Source organism: Eggerthella sp. 1_3_56FAA (assembly GCF_000185625.1).
Taxonomy (GTDB): Bacteria; Actinomycetota; Coriobacteriia; order Coriobacteriales; family Eggerthellaceae; genus Eggerthella; species Eggerthella lenta.
Genome location: NZ_GL622579.1, coordinates 278,118 through 294,988 on the forward strand (window position 1 = coordinate 278,118; position 16,871 = coordinate 294,988).

The window sequence follows — 16,871 nt, forward strand, 5'->3', positions numbered from 1 at the left end:
TGCGCGACTACGCGAGGCGAAGGGCCTGCTCCCGGAGCGCGCCGCGACCCGTCGGAGGAGGCCCGCGCCGGACGACGGGAGCCCCCGGACGGGCGCCGCTCGGCGGCGCGGGGAGGATGCCCGGCGCCCCGACGTCGGGGGCGGAAGGGGAAGGGAAGGAAGGGAGAGGTAGGCATGAGGGTCGAGATCGACTACGAGGACGGGAGGCTCGGCGTGTTCGACACCGCCAACCTGGTCGCCGGTCAGCCATTCGGAGGGGCGTGCGTCGCGGCGGAGCTCGTGCTGCGGCTCGACGCCGCCGAGGGCGAGGGGATATGCCTCGACATACACCACCACGACATCCCCGGCTCCGAGGAGGGCGGCGACGTACCGTATGCCGACCGCTGCAGGGGCTACAGGGTGTGCCTCGCCGACGCGGGCGAGCTCGGCGGCATCGAGTGCGTCTCCGTGGACGGCAGGGCGGTAGCCTGGAAGCGCGCCGGACGGTTCGTGGACGGGGCGAGGTTCGAGCGGGCCCAGCGGCTGTGGTACTCCGAGTCGCCCAACGCGTGCGAGAACTACAGGGCGTGCAGGATCTACGACTACCTGGAGGCGTCCCGCCCCGACCTGCGCGGCGACCCGGAGGCGATCTGCTCGCTGTTCGGCTACCCGCCCGAGGCGCTCGCCGAGGCGCGGCGGGCCGAGGCGGCCCAGCCCGCAGAGGAGGTGGAGTAGGCCATGAGGATCGCGAAGGCGGCCCTGGCGGCGTGCGTCGCGTTCCTCGCGTGGCTGTTCAGGTCGGTGTTCAGGTGGTTCATGTGAGGGCGGTGTCCCCAATTGTCAGCCCCGGCAGTCTGAGCTAAAACAAAACCGACATAACGATACGAGGGAGTCGACATGGCAACGACGACGGCACCGGCGGCGACCATCGTGGACAACAGGGCGGGCGACGCGGCTTCGATCGGCGCGCTGAAGGCGTTCCTGCGGGCGCTCGGCGCGGCCTACGCCCTCGAGGGGAGGCCGACGCCCGGCTCACCACGGGGCGGGCGGCGCGAATCGTGGGCACCTTCCCGCGGACGATCGCGCGGCTGACAGGCTCCGGAAGGCTCGAGGGCGCGCGCGGGCGGCGGGCACCGCTACGTCATGCTCTCCGACCCCGTGGACTTCGACCGGCGGTCCCGGGAGGGGCGCACTGCCGCCCTCGTCGAGATGCGCGAGGCCGCCGCCGGGGAGGGCCTCTACGGCAACTCCGACGCGGTGTCGGATTACCTGAGGTGCCTCGGGTTAGCCGGCCCGTAAGGGCGCTCGTCGACGCGAACGTGTTCGTGCCACGTGGACGCTCGACGTCCTGCTCGCGCTCGCAGGCGGCTGCGACGTGATCGTGACGTACAACGTGAGGGACTTCCCCGGGAGGCCCTCGCGACGCTTGGCCTGCGCGCCCTGCGCGCCCCGACGACTTCCTCATGGAGGTCGCCGCCGCCGACCCCGACGGGGCCACAGCGGCGGCGAGGTCGCTCGTCGCGGTCAAGAGGCGCCCTCCGCGCACTATGGAGGAAGAGATCGAGGGGCCACGCGCCTACATGCTCGGCAGGTTCGCCGAGTTCATCGAACAGACCCTGGGGCTGGGGTGACGAGGCTGTGCGAACCGAGACGATCGCGGGGCATGCTTGTAGCCTCGCCGCAAGCGTCGGTTGGGGCCCTTTACGCTCATGGGAGGCCTTTTCTCATCGAGTGGTGCAGGCGATGTCGGTAACGCAGCTATGGAGTGGCATGAATGGGGGCGGGGAGGCGCGGAGCGGATGGCGCTATTCGACGAGGGAGTGGATCGCCTTGCAGACTGTCACGCCGAAGTCGATCAGGAACCTTTTCTGCCCATCGGTTAGCCTCGCTCTCTCTTCCAGCGACTCCTTGCTCGAGTGCCTGAAGCACTGGAGCTTGTTTCTGAGGCTCCTCACCGTATCGCCGTCGACGAGTCCGAGCATCACCTTCGAGTAGTCGGGCTGTATGAACTTCCCGTTCTCCTTCAGCAGGTTCTCGATTAGGTTCGCGATCTCCCTGAGCTTTTCGTCGTCCTCCATCTCCTCGAATCGCGAATTGCCTGCGGAGATGAGCTGGATCTTCTGGCTCAGGGCCTCGCCGATTGCCACCGAGGATGCCTTGCGCACGAAGGTCATGCCGGCAACCATCGTGCGGCGGGTCGCCCAGCGTACCGTGCCGTCATCGTCGAGCCCAAGCGATACGGCTCTGTCCCTGATTGTCCCATATGTAAAACTGGAAGGCTCTGTCGGAGGCCTGCGCAGCACGTCGGGGAACTGCTCGATGACATAGCCGTGCGCGTTCAGATAGTAGGCGACGACATAGAACCAGCACCTGTCCTCGTTGCGTTCCGGCTCGTTGCCGGGCTGGCATAGCAGCCGGAACTTCTCTATCGCCTCTATCTCGTCGTGGACTAGAAACTCGAATCCCTGCGTCTCCTCCTCCCCATAGAAGACGTTGTAAGTCCTGTTCACGCCTTCGATCAGCGAGAAGAAGCGATAGTAGTAGTCGTCCTCTGAGATGTTGTCGAGATAGTACTCTCTCAGGTCGATCATCTGACCTCACGCCCTCGTTCGTCTTCGGTGAAGTGGCTGTGCCCGCATCTGGCCCCGGCTGTCATTGGGCTCTGACCTGTTATCGACTTGAGCTGGGTGGACGACTTGCAGGTTACCTCCCCGAACAGCGCGCGGTGATGCGGTCTCGCCGCGATGGCTTTCGGTGCGGCGGCATTTCCTCAAACGCCGTAGAAATGCTTTGCGAGCCGCCGCGCTTGCCTACGCTCGCATAGACACGGTAGCACATGGTATCGAGGTTGTTGCGCGCGTTTGCTGTAGGGGGCGCTATTGGCGACAGGGCTGCTCGAGCTCCTTTTGACGTCTCCTCGAAAGGGCGGTATTGCTCACGGGCGGTCGGCGGCGCTGCTCTGGCATCGGGGTGCCAATTCGCTTCGAAACCACGTTCCGAACAAGGAGCCTGGCCAGGGCGTATGAGTGTAGGAACCCTATAGATAATGCTTGTGGCTGCTGTGTCGTTTGAGCATTGTCGGTAACCGCACTAGATACCGGTTCGCAAAAAAGCATGGCGATTGCAGGATGACGGGGATGACGACTTGGCTGCGTGCGCGACGCGAATCGATGCTGTATCCCGTTGGGCGTCTCTCGCCGTGCCCTTAGCGGCTAACCTCGATGGCACGTTCGGGGGCGCGGCCCCCGTCGGACACCGCGCGGGCGGCCCCTGCGCGCTCGGCCAGGCTCCTGGCGCTTCGCCCCGGTGTCCTTTCAGTTTCTTTGGCTCGCTCTCGCTCTCCCGGCACGCGTGTCTTCGAGGCCTCCCTCTCGATGACGTCGATTATCCCGTGCGAGGCGCTGCGTATCTCGTCGAGCGACGCCCTGAGCTCGCTCACGTCCCTCCCATCGCTCCACGACGCGATGTAGCCGAAGCTGTAGTCGCTCGTATCGAGCCCCAGCCAGCTGGAGACGACGTAGGCGACGCTCTCCGCCTGCACCTCCCGCGTACCGCGGCCGGGGAGGGAGGACCTCTCCTTGCTCGGCTCGGCGTCGTGCATGACGCTGTGGGCGAGCTCGTGGACGGCGGTCTTGAGCGTCTGGGCTTGCGACATCCCCTCCTGTATGACGATGCGCTTGGGCTCGGCGCGGGAGAAGTACCCCTTCGCGCCTCCCTCGATGCCCTCGAAGACGATGGGGTACCTGCTCGCCTTGCGGATGGCGCCCATGACGGCTTCGTATCCCTCGACGTCGCCCCTCAGCTCGTCGACGCCCAGGGAGGGCAGCTCCCTGCCCTCGGTCTGGCTCACGTCGAAGACCGTCCCCATCCGGAAGCCGACGAGCCTCTTCTCGGAGGCCTTCTCCTTGCCCTGCTCGGCATCCTCCCTCGGGGCGTCCCCGGCGGGCCTCGCCCTCACGACGACGGGGCAGAGGATCCTGATGCCGTGCTCGCCCTTGCGGACGTGTCTTCCGAACTTGTCCTGCCAGGCGCGGTACCCCGCAACCAGGGTCGCCTCGGGCTTCTGCATAGCTATGAGCAGGAAGTTGTTGACGCTGTAGTCGTGGAAGCGCGACATCACGGCGAGGTACTCAGCGTACCTCCCCGAGGAGAACACGTCCCTCACGCCCTCCTCCAGGCGTTCGAGAGTCTGCTGCAGCTCCTCGCTCCGCCTGTCAGCCGCCTCAGTGCCCCTCTTGTCTCTCTTTCCCGCCATAGTCGCCGTCCCGGATAGATCGTGGTCTTTCTCCCACGGGGTCGGGAGGGTGCGTGGGATTTCGACGGTCTTGCGAGGGACGGGCGCCCCTCGCGCTCCCCGGCAGGGGGGCTTCCCCTGCGCCCCGCTCTCGCCCTCCACGCCGGGCGGGCGCTCCCGGTTCAGTCGCCGCCGAGGCTCGCGGTGCGCGGGGCGTAGCCGTAAAGGCCTCTTAGCGCCCTCCTCGGGCCCTGCGAGTCGGGCGGCTTCGTCAAGGTGATGGCGCTCGACGACGATCCGCTCTTCGAGCGGTTCGAGCGCGCTGGGCCGAGGACGAGCGCTCCGCCGAGCGCGGATCAGCCCGTTCTGCTGGGGCGATGCCGCTGCCAGTAGCTACGGGCGCTAAGAAACTCCAGCGTCAGGTCGCGCTCAAAACCGTGGGGGAGGACCTTCGCGCTCGGATGGGAGAGCGGCGAGGGCTTTGAACGACCGAGGGGGCGGCACAGTGGCCGCCCCCTCGGCTGCTTGATGACAGCGCTGGCGTCAGTCGTCGCTGTCTTCGCCGTCGCGCTCCTCGAAGCGATCTTCCTCGGGAATGGGCCCCGCATCGCTCGTGCAGACGCGACCGTACTCGTCTCTCTCTGGCTCTGGCATCTCGACCTCCTTTGACATGGCGGCGTCTCCGCCGGGTTCCATCGCCGCCCTCTCATGCGGCTTTGTCTAAGGGGTCGCCGATATCGGCGCCATTTCGATGGTGGTGGCTCGCTATTTCCCGCGGGCAAGCTCCGGGCTCGCTATCCCTGCCTCGAAGAGCCTTCGGTTCTCTCCGAGGCGAAGTAGGCGGAGTTGACCTCGTACACCCTCCTGTTCGTGTCGCCGTGCGCGGTGATGGCGTCCTTCTCGACGAGGGCCGCCAGGATCCTTCTCGCCGTGCGGACGCTCACCCCGAGTCCCGCGGCAACGTCGGCCGAGCTTGCCTCACCCCGTTCGAGGACGGCGACGCAGACGTCCTTCTCCCTGGGGCTCAAAGACGCGACGCGTTCGATGGAGCTTCGGCCAACTTCGGCCAACTTCGGCCAACTTCGGCCAACCTCGGCAGTCTCGGCGCCGACGAACGGGTCTTTCCGGTGGAAGACGACGCGCGTGCCGCCCGGCACCTTCAGGTACTCGACCTCGATGCCCTCGGCGTCGCAGAGGCGCTTGATTCGGGGCATCCCGGTTCCGTACGACTCGATGTCCTTGGACTTGAAGAGGCTGGAGGCGATAAGCTGGTTTCGGCTCTTGGAGCGCTTGTCCTCTCCCGAAAGGTGCGCTTCGGGGGTCTGGCCGTCGAGGAACCAACCGGAGTTGTATATCTCGACCGAGTCCGCGAAGATGTCGACCTGCATTGCCTCTCCGCTCCGGTAGTCGGCGTGCGTGAGCCCGTTTACGATTGCCTCGCGAACCGCGGGCATCGGGAGCTCGGGCACCTCTTTTCGTTCGATGCCCGCCCCCTCGATGACGACCCGCCTGCGGATGTTCGACAGCACGTAGAACTCCGCTTTGCGGGCGAGGTCGAAGAGCGTCCCTTCGACCTGTTGGACATCGAGGATGTCGACCCTGTCGCGGGAGCCGAGCACGCCCATCTTCAGCATGGGCGTTCGGGATCTGCAGAAGAGGACCGCGGCGGCGTTGGTCAGCTTGCCATCCGGTGTAAGAAGGCCGAGGCGCTCCAAGGCGTCTTCGACGCCATCGTAGCTGAAGCTTATCCTGCCGCATTCGTTGCCGCGAGTGACGTAGTCTATGAGGACCGGTTCCTCGACGTCGCTCATCGGCCTCTCCGAGGGCCTGCCATCCCAGGGTTTCGATTGCGCCTCGGCATCGAGAGCCATTGCGCGAACCTCGGCGGGGCTCATGAGGAGATCCTCGTCCGCCACCCTGATTCTGAACCTGCCGTTGCTTGAGTATGGGGCCTCGTCACCGGAGAACCTCACTTCGACGTAGCTTCTCCCGTCATCGGAAGTCTTTCTGGTGATGGTCGGGCGGATGGGCGGCGCGATCGCGTTTCCGATTGCTTGGCTCACCCTGCGCAAGGTCGACTCCTCGACGTCCTGGCCGAGAACCTCGCCGTCAGGGCGGACTCCGAAGTAGAGGACACCCGACCCGTGTTTGTTGAGGATGGCGCAGATTGAATCCATCGCCTCTTTCATCTCCGAGGTCGTCTTCTTGAATTCAGTTTGCTCGTTTTCGCGACCAAGGTTCATGTTCATCGCCTTTCATAGTGTGGCTTCTTTCTGACGGATTGCGGAACGAAAGGGAACCGCCGTGCTCTGCCCTGTCGGCAGGGTGGCATGGATTCTGTCCGCCTTCGAATCTGGAAAGCCATCGGGGCCAATTATCCCTTATCGTGCCCTTGATTCAAATCGACCCTCCGTTCAATCGTCGAAGGGGACACGCAGCTCGAAGGCAACCTGCCCGAGAAACAGGTGCACCAGCGCGTTCGGGGTGATGCACATCTCCTTGCAGTAGCTTCGCATCTCCCTCTTGAATTCCGGCGTCATCTTCACGACGATCCCCGTCACGACGCCGGTGCGGGGCGACGAAGACTTCTCTATGCCGTACCTCTCGGCGACGCAGTCCGCCATGCCCGTCCCCGCGAAGACCGGGTCACGCGTCACCTCGAACGGGATCCTGTGCTCGAGCATGCCGAGCGTGACCATCCTCCTGATCGCGCCGGAAAGCGTCATCCCCTTCGCCTCGAGGACCGCCATCGCACGCCTCTTGATGCCGGAATCGACTTCGAGGCTGATGTTCGCCGTCTTTGCAGTCATCGCTACCGCTCCTTTCTCGACTTGGACATCGTTTCGGATACATGGTCGGGAAAGCACATCCGAATTCGGGGGACTTCGTTTCTTCGTGAAGGAGGATAAGGACGAAGTTCAACCGCGCGTTTCTTTTCCCGAAGAATGTCCGCCCTTTCCAAGGACGCCCGTTTCTGGCTTGCCGGCCGCGGCGACTCCTTCATGGCTACCATCCTTTCAGTGCGTCGAACAGCGCTCACCCCGGGGCTCCTCGCCCTCCCGATGTGTCGGGCAAATCAATTCCCATTGCGGTCGAGTAACCGCTAACAAGTTGATTGATTCTGCCCACCCCGAAGCGATCGACGAGCTCCCCCAGTTCCTGAACTGCCTCATGGGCCAGCTCTCCTGCGTGGGCCCGCGCCCGCCGCTCCCCTCCGAGGTCGCCCAGTACGACGCGCGCGCCATGCGCCGCCTGTCCGTCAAGCCCGGCCTCACCGGCTACTGGCAGGTGCGGGGCCGCAGCGACACCACCTTCGACGACATGGTGGCCATGGACCTCGCCTACATCGAGGAGCGCTCGTTCCTGGTGGACCTCAGGGTGGTCGCGGGCACGGCCGCCATAATGCTGCGGGGGGGGGCGCTTACTAGATGCCCGTCGCCCGCGACACAGCCCTTTCGCCCGTCTTCCGCGGAGGCTTCCGTGCCGGTAGCGCGGGGCGGCTGCGGGCGGGCGCTCCCGCATCGGGCGCCCGCCGCCGGCCGCCTGGCCTACCGCTTCGCGAAGCGCGCCTTCGACGTGGCGTTCTCGCTCGCCGTCGTCCTGCTCTGCCTGGTCCCGGTCGCGCTCCTCTGCGCCGCCATCCGCCTGGAGTCCGAGGGGTCCCCCTTGTATAGGCAGCGAAGGGTCGGCCTCGAAGGGCGGCCGATCGGCATCCTCAAGCTGCGCACGATGGTCGCCGACTCCGACGACGTGGAGAGGCACCTGGATCCCGTGCAGCTCGAGCAGTGGAGGCGCGAGCGCAAGGTGGACGGCGACCCCCGCGTCACCAAGGTGGGCCGCTTCCTGAGGAAGACCTCCCTCGACGAGCTCCCTCAGTTCCTCAACGTGCTGGCCGGCCAGATGAGCGTGATCGGCCCGCGCCCTGTCGTCGAGGAGGAGCTCGCGGCCTACGGCGACGATGCGGGCGAGCTCCTCTCCGCGAAGCCCGGCATCACCGGCTGGTGGCAGGTGCAGGCCCGAAACGACGCGACCTACGGGGACGGCAGCCGCCAGGAGCTGGAGCTGTGGCAGCTTCCCCAGCGCCCCGAACCCCCGTCTCCTCAATCCCCACCGCCTCCATGTGGATTTACCGCGCAATCGCTTCGATCGTCAAAGTTTTACTTGCGACATCATGAAGCTGGAGTATACTTACCCGCAACAAGTTCATAGACGAAATGCGTTGACGAGGACAGTAGGGACGAACCCATCTTCAGAGAGCCGGCGGATGCTGCGAGCCGGCGGTGGGCGGCCTGAACGCCACCTCCGAGCAGTTCGGCTCGAACGCGACGGCACGCAGCGGACGACCTCCGCGTGCAGCCGGGGCAAGTAGGCTGAACCGGCGACTCCGTTATCAGTCCGATCGAGAGCGACCGCGGCGCGCAGGGATGCGTGCAGCCGGGCGCATCTCCCTTCCTTCTGAGGTCCTGGTGCAGCTTGCTTGCAGCGGGATTTTTTTATGCCACGAAACCGGCAACGCCAGGAAGGAAGGGATCGGACATGCAACTACGCAGCGATGCCGTGCGATGCGGCACGGCGCGCGCCCCGCACCGAAGCCTGCTCAAGGCCGACGGCATCACCGACGAGGAGATGGAACGGCCGCTCGTCGCCGTCTTCAACTCCCGCAACGACATCATCCCCGGCCATAACAACCTCGACAAGATCGCCGAAGCCGTGAAGGCGGGCATCTACATGGCCGGCGGCGTGCCGTTCGAGATATCCACCATCGGCGTGTGCGACGGCATCGCCATGAACCACGACGGCATGCACTACTCGCTCGTGTCGCGCGAAGCCATCGCCGACTCGCTGGAATGCGCGGTGCAGGGCCATGCCTTCGACGCGCTCGTGTGCATCCCGAACTGCGACAAGATCGTGCCGGGCATGCTGCTGGGCGCGCTGCGCGTGAACATCCCCACGGTGTTCGTGTCGGGCGGCCCGATGCTCGCCGGCAAGCAGCCGGGCGGGTGCGGGCCCACCACCGACCTCAACACGCTGTTCGACGGCGCGGCGCAGGTGATGAACGGCGACATGACCGAAGCCGAGCTCAAGCGCTACGAGGACACCGCGTGCCCCACCTGCGGCAGCTGCTCGGGCATGTTCACGGCGAACTCCATGAACTGCCTGTGCGAGGCCCTGGGCATCGCGCTTCCCGGCAACGGCACCGTGCCCGCGGTGTACTCCGAGCGCATCCGCTTGGCGAAGCATGCGGGCATGAAGGTGATGGAGCTGCTGGAGAAGGGCATCTGCGCGCGCGACATCGTGAGCGCGGCCGCCTTGCACAACGCCATGGAATGCGACATGGCCTTCGGCGGCTCCACGAACACGGTGCTGCACCTCACGGCCATCGCGCGTGAGGCGGGACACCCCATCACGATGGACGACTGGGACGCCGCGAGCGCGCGCACGCCGCACCTCGTGAAGCTGCAGCCCTCCGGCCCGCGCCCGCTGTCCGACCTGTACGAGGTCGGGGGCGTGCCTGTGGTCATGCACGAGCTGGCAGAGCTCGACCTGCTCGACCGCAGCGCCGTCACGTGCATGGGCACGCTCGACGAGTACCTGCAGGCCTGCACGAAACCGGCCGACGGCGAGGTGTGCCGCGCGCACGACAACCCCTTCTCCCCGTCAGGCGCGCTCAAGGTGCTGCACGGCAACATCGCGCCCGACGGCGCCATCGTGAAGAAGTCGGCCGTCGATCCGTCCATGCTCGTCCACACCGGCCCCGCGCGCTGCTTCGACAGCGAGGAGGAGGCCTGCGCGGCCATCAACGCCGGCAAGATCGTAGCGGGCGACGTGGTGGTCATCCGCTACGAGGGCCCCAAGGGCGGCCCGGGCATGCGCGAGATGCTGACGCCCACGTCCTCCATCGTGGGGATGGGGCTGTCCACCAGCGTGGCGCTGATCACCGACGGGCGCTTCTCGGGCGCCACGAAGGGCCCGGCCGTGGGGCACGTGAGCCCCGAGGCGGCGGCCGGCGGCCCCATCGCGCTCATCGAGGAAGGCGACCCGGTGACGGTCGATATCGAAGGCGGCGCGCTCACGCTGGGCGTGGACGACGCCGAACTGGAACGCCGTCGCGTGGCCTGGCGGCCGCCGGCGCCGAAGCACGACCACGGCGTGCTCGCGAAGTACGCGAAGCTCGTCTCGTCGGCAGACAAGGGGGCGTACGTATCATGACGAACGCACGGAGCACCGCAACCGACGGCCGCGCGCCGCGCCCGAACCAGGCGAACGCCACCGAGGCCGGCGCCCCGCGCGGCCTGGGCAGCAAGACGCCGAAGCAGGGCAAGACGATGAAGGGCGCCGAGGCCGTGGTGGCCTCGCTCGAAGCCGAGGGCGTCGACCTCGTGTTCGGCTATCCCGGCGGCCAAGCCATCAAAATATACGACGCGTTGTACGACTCGGACCAGATCAAGCACGTGCTGGCGCGCCACGAACAGGGCGCCGTGCACGAGGCCGACGGCTACGCGCGCGCCACGGGCAACGTGGGCGTGGTCATTGTCACCAGCGGCCCGGGCGCCACGAACACGGTGACGGGCATCGCGACGGCCTACATGGACAGCGTGCCGCTCGTGGTGATCACGGGCCAGGTGCCGCGCGGCGTCATCGGCACGGACTCGTTCCAGGAATCCGATATCGTGGGCATCACCATGCCGGTGGTGAAGCACAGCTACCTTTTGCAGTCCACTGACGAGTTGACGACTACGTTCCGCGAGGCGTTCCACATCGCCAAGACCGGCCGTCCCGGCCCCGTGCTCATCGACGTCCCGTCGGATCTGGCCAGCGAGCTCATGACGTTCGAGTACCCCGACGACGTGAACCTGCCGTCGTACAAGCCCACCTACCGCGGCAACGCCAAGCAGATCAAACAGGCCGTGTCCCGTATCAAGCAAGCAGAACGTCCCGTGCTGTACGTGGGCGGCGGCACCGTGTCCTCCGGCGCGTCCGAAGAGCTGAAGGCGCTGGCCGAGCTCATGCAGATTCCCGTGGTCACCACGCTCATGGGCAAGGGCGCGTTCCCCGCGTCCCACGAGCTGAACCTGGGGCCCGTCGGGATGCATGGCTCGAAGTACGCGAACCTCGCCATGACGGAAAGCGACCTTATCATTGCGGCGGGAGCGCGCTTCTCCGACCGCGTCACCGGCAAGCTGGACGAGTTCGCGCCGCACGCCGACGTCATCCACATCGACATCGATCCGGCCGAGATCGGCAAGGTGCGCGAGGTGCAGGTGCCCATCGTAGGCGACCTCAAGGGCGTGCTGGCCGGCATCGTGTCGACGTTGGAGAAGGAAGGCGCGCGCCCCGGCACGGGCACGTGGGTGGAGCAGATCTCCGCCTGGCGCACGCGCTACCCGTTCTACCATCCCGGCGTGGGGGACGACCCCGACGAGATCGTCCCCGAGGTGGTGCTGAAGAAGCTGTCGGAGTCGCTCGATCCTCAGAACAGCGTCGTCGTGACCGAGGTAGGGCAGCACCAGATGTGGGCGGCCCAGAGCGTGGACCGCGAGGCGCCGCGCAGCTTCCTGTCGTCGGGCGGCCTGGGCACGATGGGCTTCGGCTTCCCGGCCGCCATCGGCGCGGCCATCGGCTGTCCGGAGAAGCAGGTGGTGTGCGTGGCGGGCGACGGGTCGTTCCAGATGAACAGCCAGGAGATGGCCACGGCCAGCATCCACCGCGTGCCGGTGAAGGTGCTCATCCTGGACAACCGCTGCCTCGGCATGGTGCACCAGTGGCAGAAGCTGTTCTACGACGAGCGCTACTCCTCGACGCTGCTGGACGCCAGCCCCGACTTCGTGAAGCTGGCCGAAGCGTACGGCTGGCAGGGCGAGCGGGTGGAGAAGCCCGCTGACGTGGACGCGGCGCTGGCGCGCATGCTGGCGAGCGACGGGCCGTACCTGCTGGACGTGGCCATCTCGCGCGATCAGAACGTGTATCCCATGGTGGCGCCGGGCCGCGCGCTCGACGAGGTGATCGGCGCCATCGACGTGGCCGTGGGCGCCGTGCGCACCGACGTGCCCGAAGGCGACGAAGCCGATGGAAGCGACGAGGAGGGGAGCGACCGATGAAGCACATCCTGTCCGTTCTGGTGGAGAACAAGCCCGGCGTGCTGTCGCGCGTCACCGGCCTCATCTCGCGGCGCGGCTTCAACATCGAGTCGCTGTCGGTGGGCCCCACCGAAGATCCCACCATGTCGCGCGTCACGGCCATCGTGAAGGCCGACGACGTGGCCTACGAGCAGATCACGAAGCAGCTGCACAAGCTGATCAGCGTGCACAAGATCACCGACCTCACCAACGACGCGGCCATCGAGCGCGAGCTGGTGCTGTTCAAGGTGAACGCCCAGCCCGACCGTCGCAACGAGATCATCGAGATCGCCAACGTGTTCCGTGCGAAGATCGTGGACGTGGGCCGCAGCTCGCTGACCATCGAGGCCACGGGCGACGAGAGCAAGCTCAAGGGCATGGAGGACCTCTTCCGCGCCTACGGCATCAAGGAGATCACCCGCACCGGCAAAATCGCCATGTCCCGCAATTCGAAGGACGTGTGAGGCTCGCGCGGCGCATCCCGAACACCAGGTAACCTCAGCCAATAGAAAGGAAAAACGAACATGGCTGTTACGATCTATCACGAGAAAGACGCGAACCCCCAGCTCATCCAGGACAAGAAGGTGGCCATCATCGGCTACGGCAGCCAGGGCCACGCCCATGCGCTCAACCTGCTGGACTCGGGCGTGGACGTGCGCGTGGGCCTGCGCGAGGACTCGCGCTCGCGGGCCAAGGCCGAGGAGGCGGGCCTCAAGGTGATGAGCGTCGCCGACGCTGCCGAGGAAGCCGACTTCATCATGATCCTCACGCCCGACGAGACCCAGGCCGCCACGTACGAAGCGGACATCGCCCCGCATCTCAAGGCCGGCGACACGCTGGCGTTCGCGCACGGCTTCAACATCCACTTCGGCTACATCGAGCCGCCCGCGGACGTCGATGTGGTCATGATCGCGCCGAAGGGCCCGGGCCACATGGTGCGCCGCGTGTTCACCGAAGGCGCGGGCGTGCCGTGCCTCATCTGCGTGAACCAGGACGCGTCGGGTGCGGCCAAGGATGTGGCGCTGTCGTACGCGTGGGGCATCGGCGGCGCACGCGCCGGCGTCATCGAGACCACGTTCAAGAACGAGACCGAAACCGACCTGTTCGGCGAGCAGGCCGTGCTGTGCGGCGGCGTGACGGCGCTCATCAACGCCGGCTTCGAGACGCTGGTGGAGGCGGGCTATCCGCCCGAGATGGCCTACTTCGAGTGCTTCCACGAGATGAAGCTCATCGTGGACCTCATGTACGAGGGCGGCATGTCGAACATGCGCTACTCCATCTCGAACACGGCCGAGTACGGCGACTACTACGCCGGCCCGCAGGTGATCACCGACGAGACGAAGGCCGCGATGAAGACCGTGCTGGCGCGCATCCAGGACGGCAGCTTCGCCCACGAGTTCATGGAGGACTCGAAGAACGGCCAGAAGTGGCTCAAAGAGCAGCGCATGGAGCACGGCAACGCCCAGATCGAGGAAGTGGGCGCCAACATCCGCTCGATGTTCAGCTTCGTGAGGAGGTAGGACTGCGGTCCGTCGCCCGCGCAGACGGAGAAGCGCGGGCAGACGGGTTCGATTCGCCGGAGACGGCTTCGCACAAAGAAGGGGCCCGACGTCGGGCCCCTTCTTTCACGTGCGGGAACGAAGCTGCGGGCCGCTACAGGTGGTTCTCCTTCTTGATGTTGTAGGCCAAAAGCACGCAGGCGAGGGGCAGGACGAGGCCGAAGAGGGCGCTGGCGATGTCGCCGCCGTCCGCGCTGCCGCCGAAGAAGGTGCCGAGCGCGCTCAGCACGGCGAACGCGAGCCCGATGATGGCCAGCACGTAGAACGCGCCGATCTTGCGCGGGTCGTTGGCGCCGCGCAGGCCGAAGATGCCGATGGCCAGGTTGATGGCGCCTCCGAGGAGGATGACGAAGCCGGCGACGGCAGCCACGCCTCCGACGAGGGCGGCGCTTCCGGCGTCGCCGCTGCCCGCGCCCAGGATGCCGAGGGCTCCGCCGGTGACGATGCCGCCGATGCCGAGGAGCAGCGTGAGCGCCGCGAACACGATCATGATGATGGAGATGACCTTGAGGGCTTTCTGCGAGGTGGTCTTCTGCATGGCGTTCCCTTCTCTTTTCGGTACGTCGGAATAGGATACCCGACGGGAGGTGCGAGAACGTCTACAATACCGCACCAAAGCAGCCGCGCGGTCGCTTTTCGCCGTGCTTGCCGAGTCGGACGCGCGTTTTCGCAATTCATCGGGAATTTCGCAGCCCGTGCATCTATCCATGGGGTTTTTCCGTATCATAAGGACGTTTGCTCGATCGGCGTGAACGCGTGCGGCCGGCGCCGGGCGGGACTGTTTCCCTGACATCCATAAGGCAAGAGGTGGTTTTCGTTATGACGAAGAAGGTGCTGGTTACCGAGAGGCTGGCCGAGGCGGGTCTCGCAGTGCTCCGCGACAAGGGGTGCGAGGTCGACGTCAAGCTGAAGATGACGCCCGAGGAGCTGATCGAGACCGTTCCCGGCTACGATGCGCTCATCGTGCGCTCGGCCACGAAGGTCACGGCCGAGGTCGTCGAAGCTGCCGATCGCCTGCGCATCATCGGGCGCGCCGGCGTGGGCGTGGACAACGTGGACGTCGAAGCGGCCACCGAGCACGGCATCATCGTGTGCAACGCGCCCACGTCCAACATCGTGTCCGCCGCCGAGCACGCCATCGGCCTCATGCTTGCCTGCGCGCGCAAGGTTCCGCAGGCGAACGCGTCCATGCACGAGGGCGTCTGGGAGCGCGGGAAGTACACCGGCGTGGAGCTGTACGAGAAGACGCTCGCCATCTTCGGCCTCGGCCGCATCGGCGGCCTCGTGGCCGAGCGGGCACGCGCCTTCGGCATGAAACTGATCGGCTACGACCCGTACTGCAGCCCCGAGCGCGCCGAGCAGCTGGGCGTGACGCTGTACGACGACGTGGACGCCCTTGTGCCGTTGGCCGACTTCATCACCGTCCACCTTCCCAAGACGAAGGAGACCATCGGGATGTTCGGGCCCGACCAGTACGCGCGAATGAAGGACGGCGTGATCCTGGTGAACGCCGCGCGCGGCGGCATCTTCGACGAGAAGTCGCTCGCCGACTTCCTGGCCGCCGGCAAGATCGGCGCGGTCGGCATCGACGTGCACGAAAGCGAGCCCTGCACGGACAGCCCCCTGCGCGAGTTCGACAACGCCATCCTCACGCCGCATATCGCGGCGTCCACGCAGGAGGCGCAGCTGCGAGCCGGCGTGCAGACGGCCGAGTACGTGGCGGCGGGTCTCGAGGGATCCATCGTGCCCACGGCCTTGAACATGGCGCCCGTGCCGCCCGAGGTGATGGACGCGGTGGGACCGTACGTGCCCGCTTGCCAGATGATGGGCAGCATGCTCGCGCAGATCGACGGCGAGATCCCCCAGTTTCTGAAGCTGACGACGGCCGGTGCGCTGGCGCACGCCGACGCGTCCATCCTCGTTGCCGGCACGCTCAAGGGCATCCTGTCCTACCAGAGCACGGCCACGGTGACGCCGGTGAACGCCGACGCGGTGGCGAAGCGCCACGGCATCAAGGTGGAGACGCTTTCGTCGCCCGACGCCGGGGGCTACGCTTCCACCGTGTCGGTGGTGGCCGACGGCACCGAAGTGGCCTGCACGCTGGCGGGCGAAGCGCAGGCTGCGCGTCTCGTGTCGCTGTTCGGCTACCAGCTGGACATCGCTCCGGCCGGTCAGTCGCTCGTGTTCGAGTACGTGGACGCGCCGGGGCGCGTGGGCACCATCGGCACCATCCTGGGGGAGGCGGGCATCAACATCACCACGATGCAGATCGCCACGTTGCCCGGCGAGCAATGCGCGCTCGTGTACATGAACGTGGAGGGCGACGTCGACGACGACGTGCTGTCCAAGCTGCGCGCGGGGCTGGGCGACCTCAAAAACCTCTGGTACGTGAAGCTGTAGCGGCGGCGCGATGTTCGGCCCGCTCATCGTCATCTACCTGTTCTTGGCGGGCGCGGGCTGCGGCACGTTCGTCGCGGCCGTGTACCTGTCGCAGCGGGCGCGCTCGTCCGCTGCGCTGAGGCGCTCGCTCGGGCGGGTGGCCTTGCCGTCGCTCGTCGTCTCGTGCGGCATGGTCGCAGTGGGCGCCGCGTGCCTCATGCTGGACCTGGGGCGGCCCGAGCTCGCGCTCGACGTGTTGGCGAACCCGGCTGGCAGCGTGCTGTCGGTCGGGGCGTGGGCGCTCGTGGCGTTCATGGCCGCCGTGGCGGCGCTCCTCGCGTGCAACCTGGCGCGTGCTCGGGCTCGGCCACGGCGCCGTGCTGGCCGTGCAGGCCCTCGGCTGCGCGAGCGCGCTCGTGGTGATGGTGTACTCGGGGCTGTTCCTCTCCACCATCTGGACGCTGCCGCTTCTGGCGTCGCCGCTCGTGCCGGTGCTGTTCACCTGCTCGTCGCTGTCGTGCGGCGCGGCGGTGATGCTCGTGCTGCCGCTTCTGTGCGACGCCGATCCGCAGCCGTTGTTCGCGCGGCTCTCCCGCATCGACG

Annotated in this window: 15 protein-coding genes and 1 pseudogene; 11 read left to right on the plus strand and 5 right to left on the minus strand. The window is 66.6% G+C overall.

The annotated features are described in order from the left end of the window. Positions 1-174 precede the first annotated feature (174 nt). From HMPREF1023_RS15590 to HMPREF1023_RS15365, 3 genes are all read left to right on the plus strand, one after another. Positions 175-714, plus strand: a complete 540-nt coding sequence (locus tag HMPREF1023_RS15590; RefSeq protein ID WP_009304300.1) for a hypothetical protein — start codon at positions 175-177, stop codon at positions 712-714. 162 nt (positions 715-876) lie between these two features. Then, the gene (locus tag HMPREF1023_RS15360) at positions 877-1,071 is read left to right on the plus strand and encodes a hypothetical protein (protein WP_114516529.1); all 195 of its coding nucleotides are present in this window, start codon (positions 877-879) and stop codon (positions 1,069-1,071) included. 371 nt (positions 1,072-1,442) lie between these two features. Next, on the plus strand, positions 1,443-1,610 hold the full coding sequence (locus tag HMPREF1023_RS15365; protein ID WP_009304302.1) for a hypothetical protein: 168 nt from the start codon (positions 1,443-1,445) through the stop codon (positions 1,608-1,610). A gap of 174 nt (positions 1,611-1,784) precedes the next feature. Here the strand turns inward: HMPREF1023_RS15365 and HMPREF1023_RS01205 are convergent, their stop codons facing one another. From HMPREF1023_RS01205 to HMPREF1023_RS01220, 4 genes are all read right to left on the minus strand, one after another. Beyond that, complete coding sequence (locus HMPREF1023_RS01205; protein ID WP_009304303.1) at positions 1,785-2,570, minus strand: hypothetical protein; 786 nt, start codon at positions 2,568-2,570, stop codon at positions 1,785-1,787. Positions 2,571-3,184: 614 nt separating this feature from the next. Next, positions 3,185-4,234 carry an ArdC-like ssDNA-binding domain-containing protein gene (locus HMPREF1023_RS01210; protein ID WP_035578245.1) on the minus strand — a complete coding sequence of 350 codons (1,050 nt, stop codon included), beginning with the start codon at positions 4,232-4,234 and terminating at the stop codon, positions 3,185-3,187. 773 nt (positions 4,235-5,007) lie between these two features. Continuing rightward, positions 5,008-6,462 (minus strand): RNA-binding domain-containing protein, encoded by a 1,455-nt coding sequence (locus HMPREF1023_RS01215; RefSeq protein ID WP_083802120.1) that lies wholly within the window; start codon positions 6,460-6,462, stop codon positions 5,008-5,010. Between the two features lie 165 nt (positions 6,463-6,627). Beyond that, on the minus strand, positions 6,628-7,023 hold the full coding sequence (locus HMPREF1023_RS01220) for a type II toxin-antitoxin system RelB/DinJ family antitoxin (protein ID WP_009304306.1): 396 nt from the start codon (positions 7,021-7,023) through the stop codon (positions 6,628-6,630). A 301-nt stretch (positions 7,024-7,324) separates the two neighbouring features. Here HMPREF1023_RS01220 and HMPREF1023_RS01225 point away from each other — a divergent pair, with 301 nt between their 5' ends. From HMPREF1023_RS01225 to ilvC, 5 genes are all read left to right on the plus strand, one after another. Then, positions 7,325-8,422, plus strand: coding sequence for a sugar transferase (locus HMPREF1023_RS01225; protein ID WP_009304307.1), 1,098 nt, complete (start codon positions 7,325-7,327; stop codon positions 8,420-8,422). Between the two features lie 327 nt (positions 8,423-8,749). Beyond that, positions 8,750-10,423 carry a dihydroxy-acid dehydratase gene (ilvD, locus tag HMPREF1023_RS01230; protein WP_009304308.1) on the plus strand — a complete coding sequence of 558 codons (1,674 nt, stop codon included), beginning with the start codon at positions 8,750-8,752 and terminating at the stop codon, positions 10,421-10,423. Beyond that, positions 10,420-12,312 (plus strand): biosynthetic-type acetolactate synthase large subunit, encoded by a 1,893-nt coding sequence (gene ilvB / locus HMPREF1023_RS01235; RefSeq protein ID WP_009304309.1) that lies wholly within the window; start codon positions 10,420-10,422, stop codon positions 12,310-12,312. The genes ilvD and ilvB overlap by 4 nt, the downstream gene beginning before the upstream one ends. Then, positions 12,309-12,794, plus strand: coding sequence for an acetolactate synthase small subunit (ilvN, locus tag HMPREF1023_RS01240; RefSeq protein WP_009304310.1), 486 nt, complete (start codon positions 12,309-12,311; stop codon positions 12,792-12,794). Before ilvB ends, ilvN begins: the two co-directional genes overlap by 4 nt. A gap of 60 nt (positions 12,795-12,854) precedes the next feature. Further along, positions 12,855-13,850 (plus strand): ketol-acid reductoisomerase, encoded by a 996-nt coding sequence (gene ilvC, locus HMPREF1023_RS01245; protein WP_009304311.1) that lies wholly within the window; start codon positions 12,855-12,857, stop codon positions 13,848-13,850. A 133-nt stretch (positions 13,851-13,983) separates the two neighbouring features. Here ilvC and HMPREF1023_RS01250 read toward each other — a convergent pair whose 3' ends face one another. Further along, positions 13,984-14,427 carry a hypothetical protein gene (locus tag HMPREF1023_RS01250; RefSeq protein WP_009304312.1) on the minus strand — a complete coding sequence of 148 codons (444 nt, stop codon included), beginning with the start codon at positions 14,425-14,427 and terminating at the stop codon, positions 13,984-13,986. Between the two features lie 281 nt (positions 14,428-14,708). Here HMPREF1023_RS01250 and serA point away from each other — a divergent pair, with 281 nt between their 5' ends. The 3 genes and pseudogenes from serA to nrfD (HMPREF1023_RS15845) all read left to right on the plus strand — a co-directional run. Continuing rightward, positions 14,709-16,289, plus strand: a complete 1,581-nt coding sequence (gene serA, locus HMPREF1023_RS01255; RefSeq protein WP_009304313.1) for a phosphoglycerate dehydrogenase — start codon at positions 14,709-14,711, stop codon at positions 16,287-16,289. A 10-nt stretch (positions 16,290-16,299) separates the two neighbouring features. After that, positions 16,300-16,551: pseudogene (gene nrfD, locus HMPREF1023_RS15840) on the plus strand (NrfD/PsrC family molybdoenzyme membrane anchor subunit); the annotation flags it as partial. 70 nt (positions 16,552-16,621) lie between these two features. Next, a partial coding sequence (nrfD, locus tag HMPREF1023_RS15845) for an NrfD/PsrC family molybdoenzyme membrane anchor subunit (protein WP_232228675.1) occupies positions 16,622-16,871 on the plus strand: 250 nt, incomplete at its 3' end.

Bases quoted from the DNA above. Each gene is read 5' to 3' on its own strand.
- HMPREF1023_RS15360 (WP_114516529.1), top strand. From the start codon at position 877: ATGGCAACGACGACGGCACCGGCGGCGACCATCGTGGACAACAGGGCG.
- HMPREF1023_RS01205 (WP_009304303.1), bottom strand. From the start codon at position 2,570: ATGATCGACCTGAGAGAGTACTATCTCGACAACATCTCAGAGGACGAC.
- HMPREF1023_RS01220 (WP_009304306.1), bottom strand. From the start codon at position 7,023: ATGACTGCAAAGACGGCGAACATCAGCCTCGAAGTCGATTCCGGCATC.
- HMPREF1023_RS01250 (WP_009304312.1), bottom strand. From the start codon at position 14,427: ATGCAGAAGACCACCTCGCAGAAAGCCCTCAAGGTCATCTCCATCATC.
- ilvN (WP_009304310.1), top strand. From the start codon at position 12,309: ATGAAGCACATCCTGTCCGTTCTGGTGGAGAACAAGCCCGGCGTGCTG.
- ilvC (WP_009304311.1), top strand. From the start codon at position 12,855: ATGGCTGTTACGATCTATCACGAGAAAGACGCGAACCCCCAGCTCATC.
- HMPREF1023_RS01215 (WP_083802120.1), bottom strand. From the start codon at position 6,462: ATGAACATGAACCTTGGTCGCGAAAACGAGCAAACTGAATTCAAGAAG.
- HMPREF1023_RS15365 (WP_009304302.1), top strand. From the start codon at position 1,443: ATGGAGGTCGCCGCCGCCGACCCCGACGGGGCCACAGCGGCGGCGAGG.
- ilvB (WP_009304309.1), top strand. From the start codon at position 10,420: ATGACGAACGCACGGAGCACCGCAACCGACGGCCGCGCGCCGCGCCCG.
- serA (WP_009304313.1), top strand. From the start codon at position 14,709: ATGACGAAGAAGGTGCTGGTTACCGAGAGGCTGGCCGAGGCGGGTCTC.
- ilvD (WP_009304308.1), top strand. From the start codon at position 8,750: ATGCAACTACGCAGCGATGCCGTGCGATGCGGCACGGCGCGCGCCCCG.
- HMPREF1023_RS15590 (WP_009304300.1), top strand. From the start codon at position 175: ATGAGGGTCGAGATCGACTACGAGGACGGGAGGCTCGGCGTGTTCGAC.
- HMPREF1023_RS01210 (WP_035578245.1), bottom strand. From the start codon at position 4,234: ATGGCGGGAAAGAGAGACAAGAGGGGCACTGAGGCGGCTGACAGGCGG.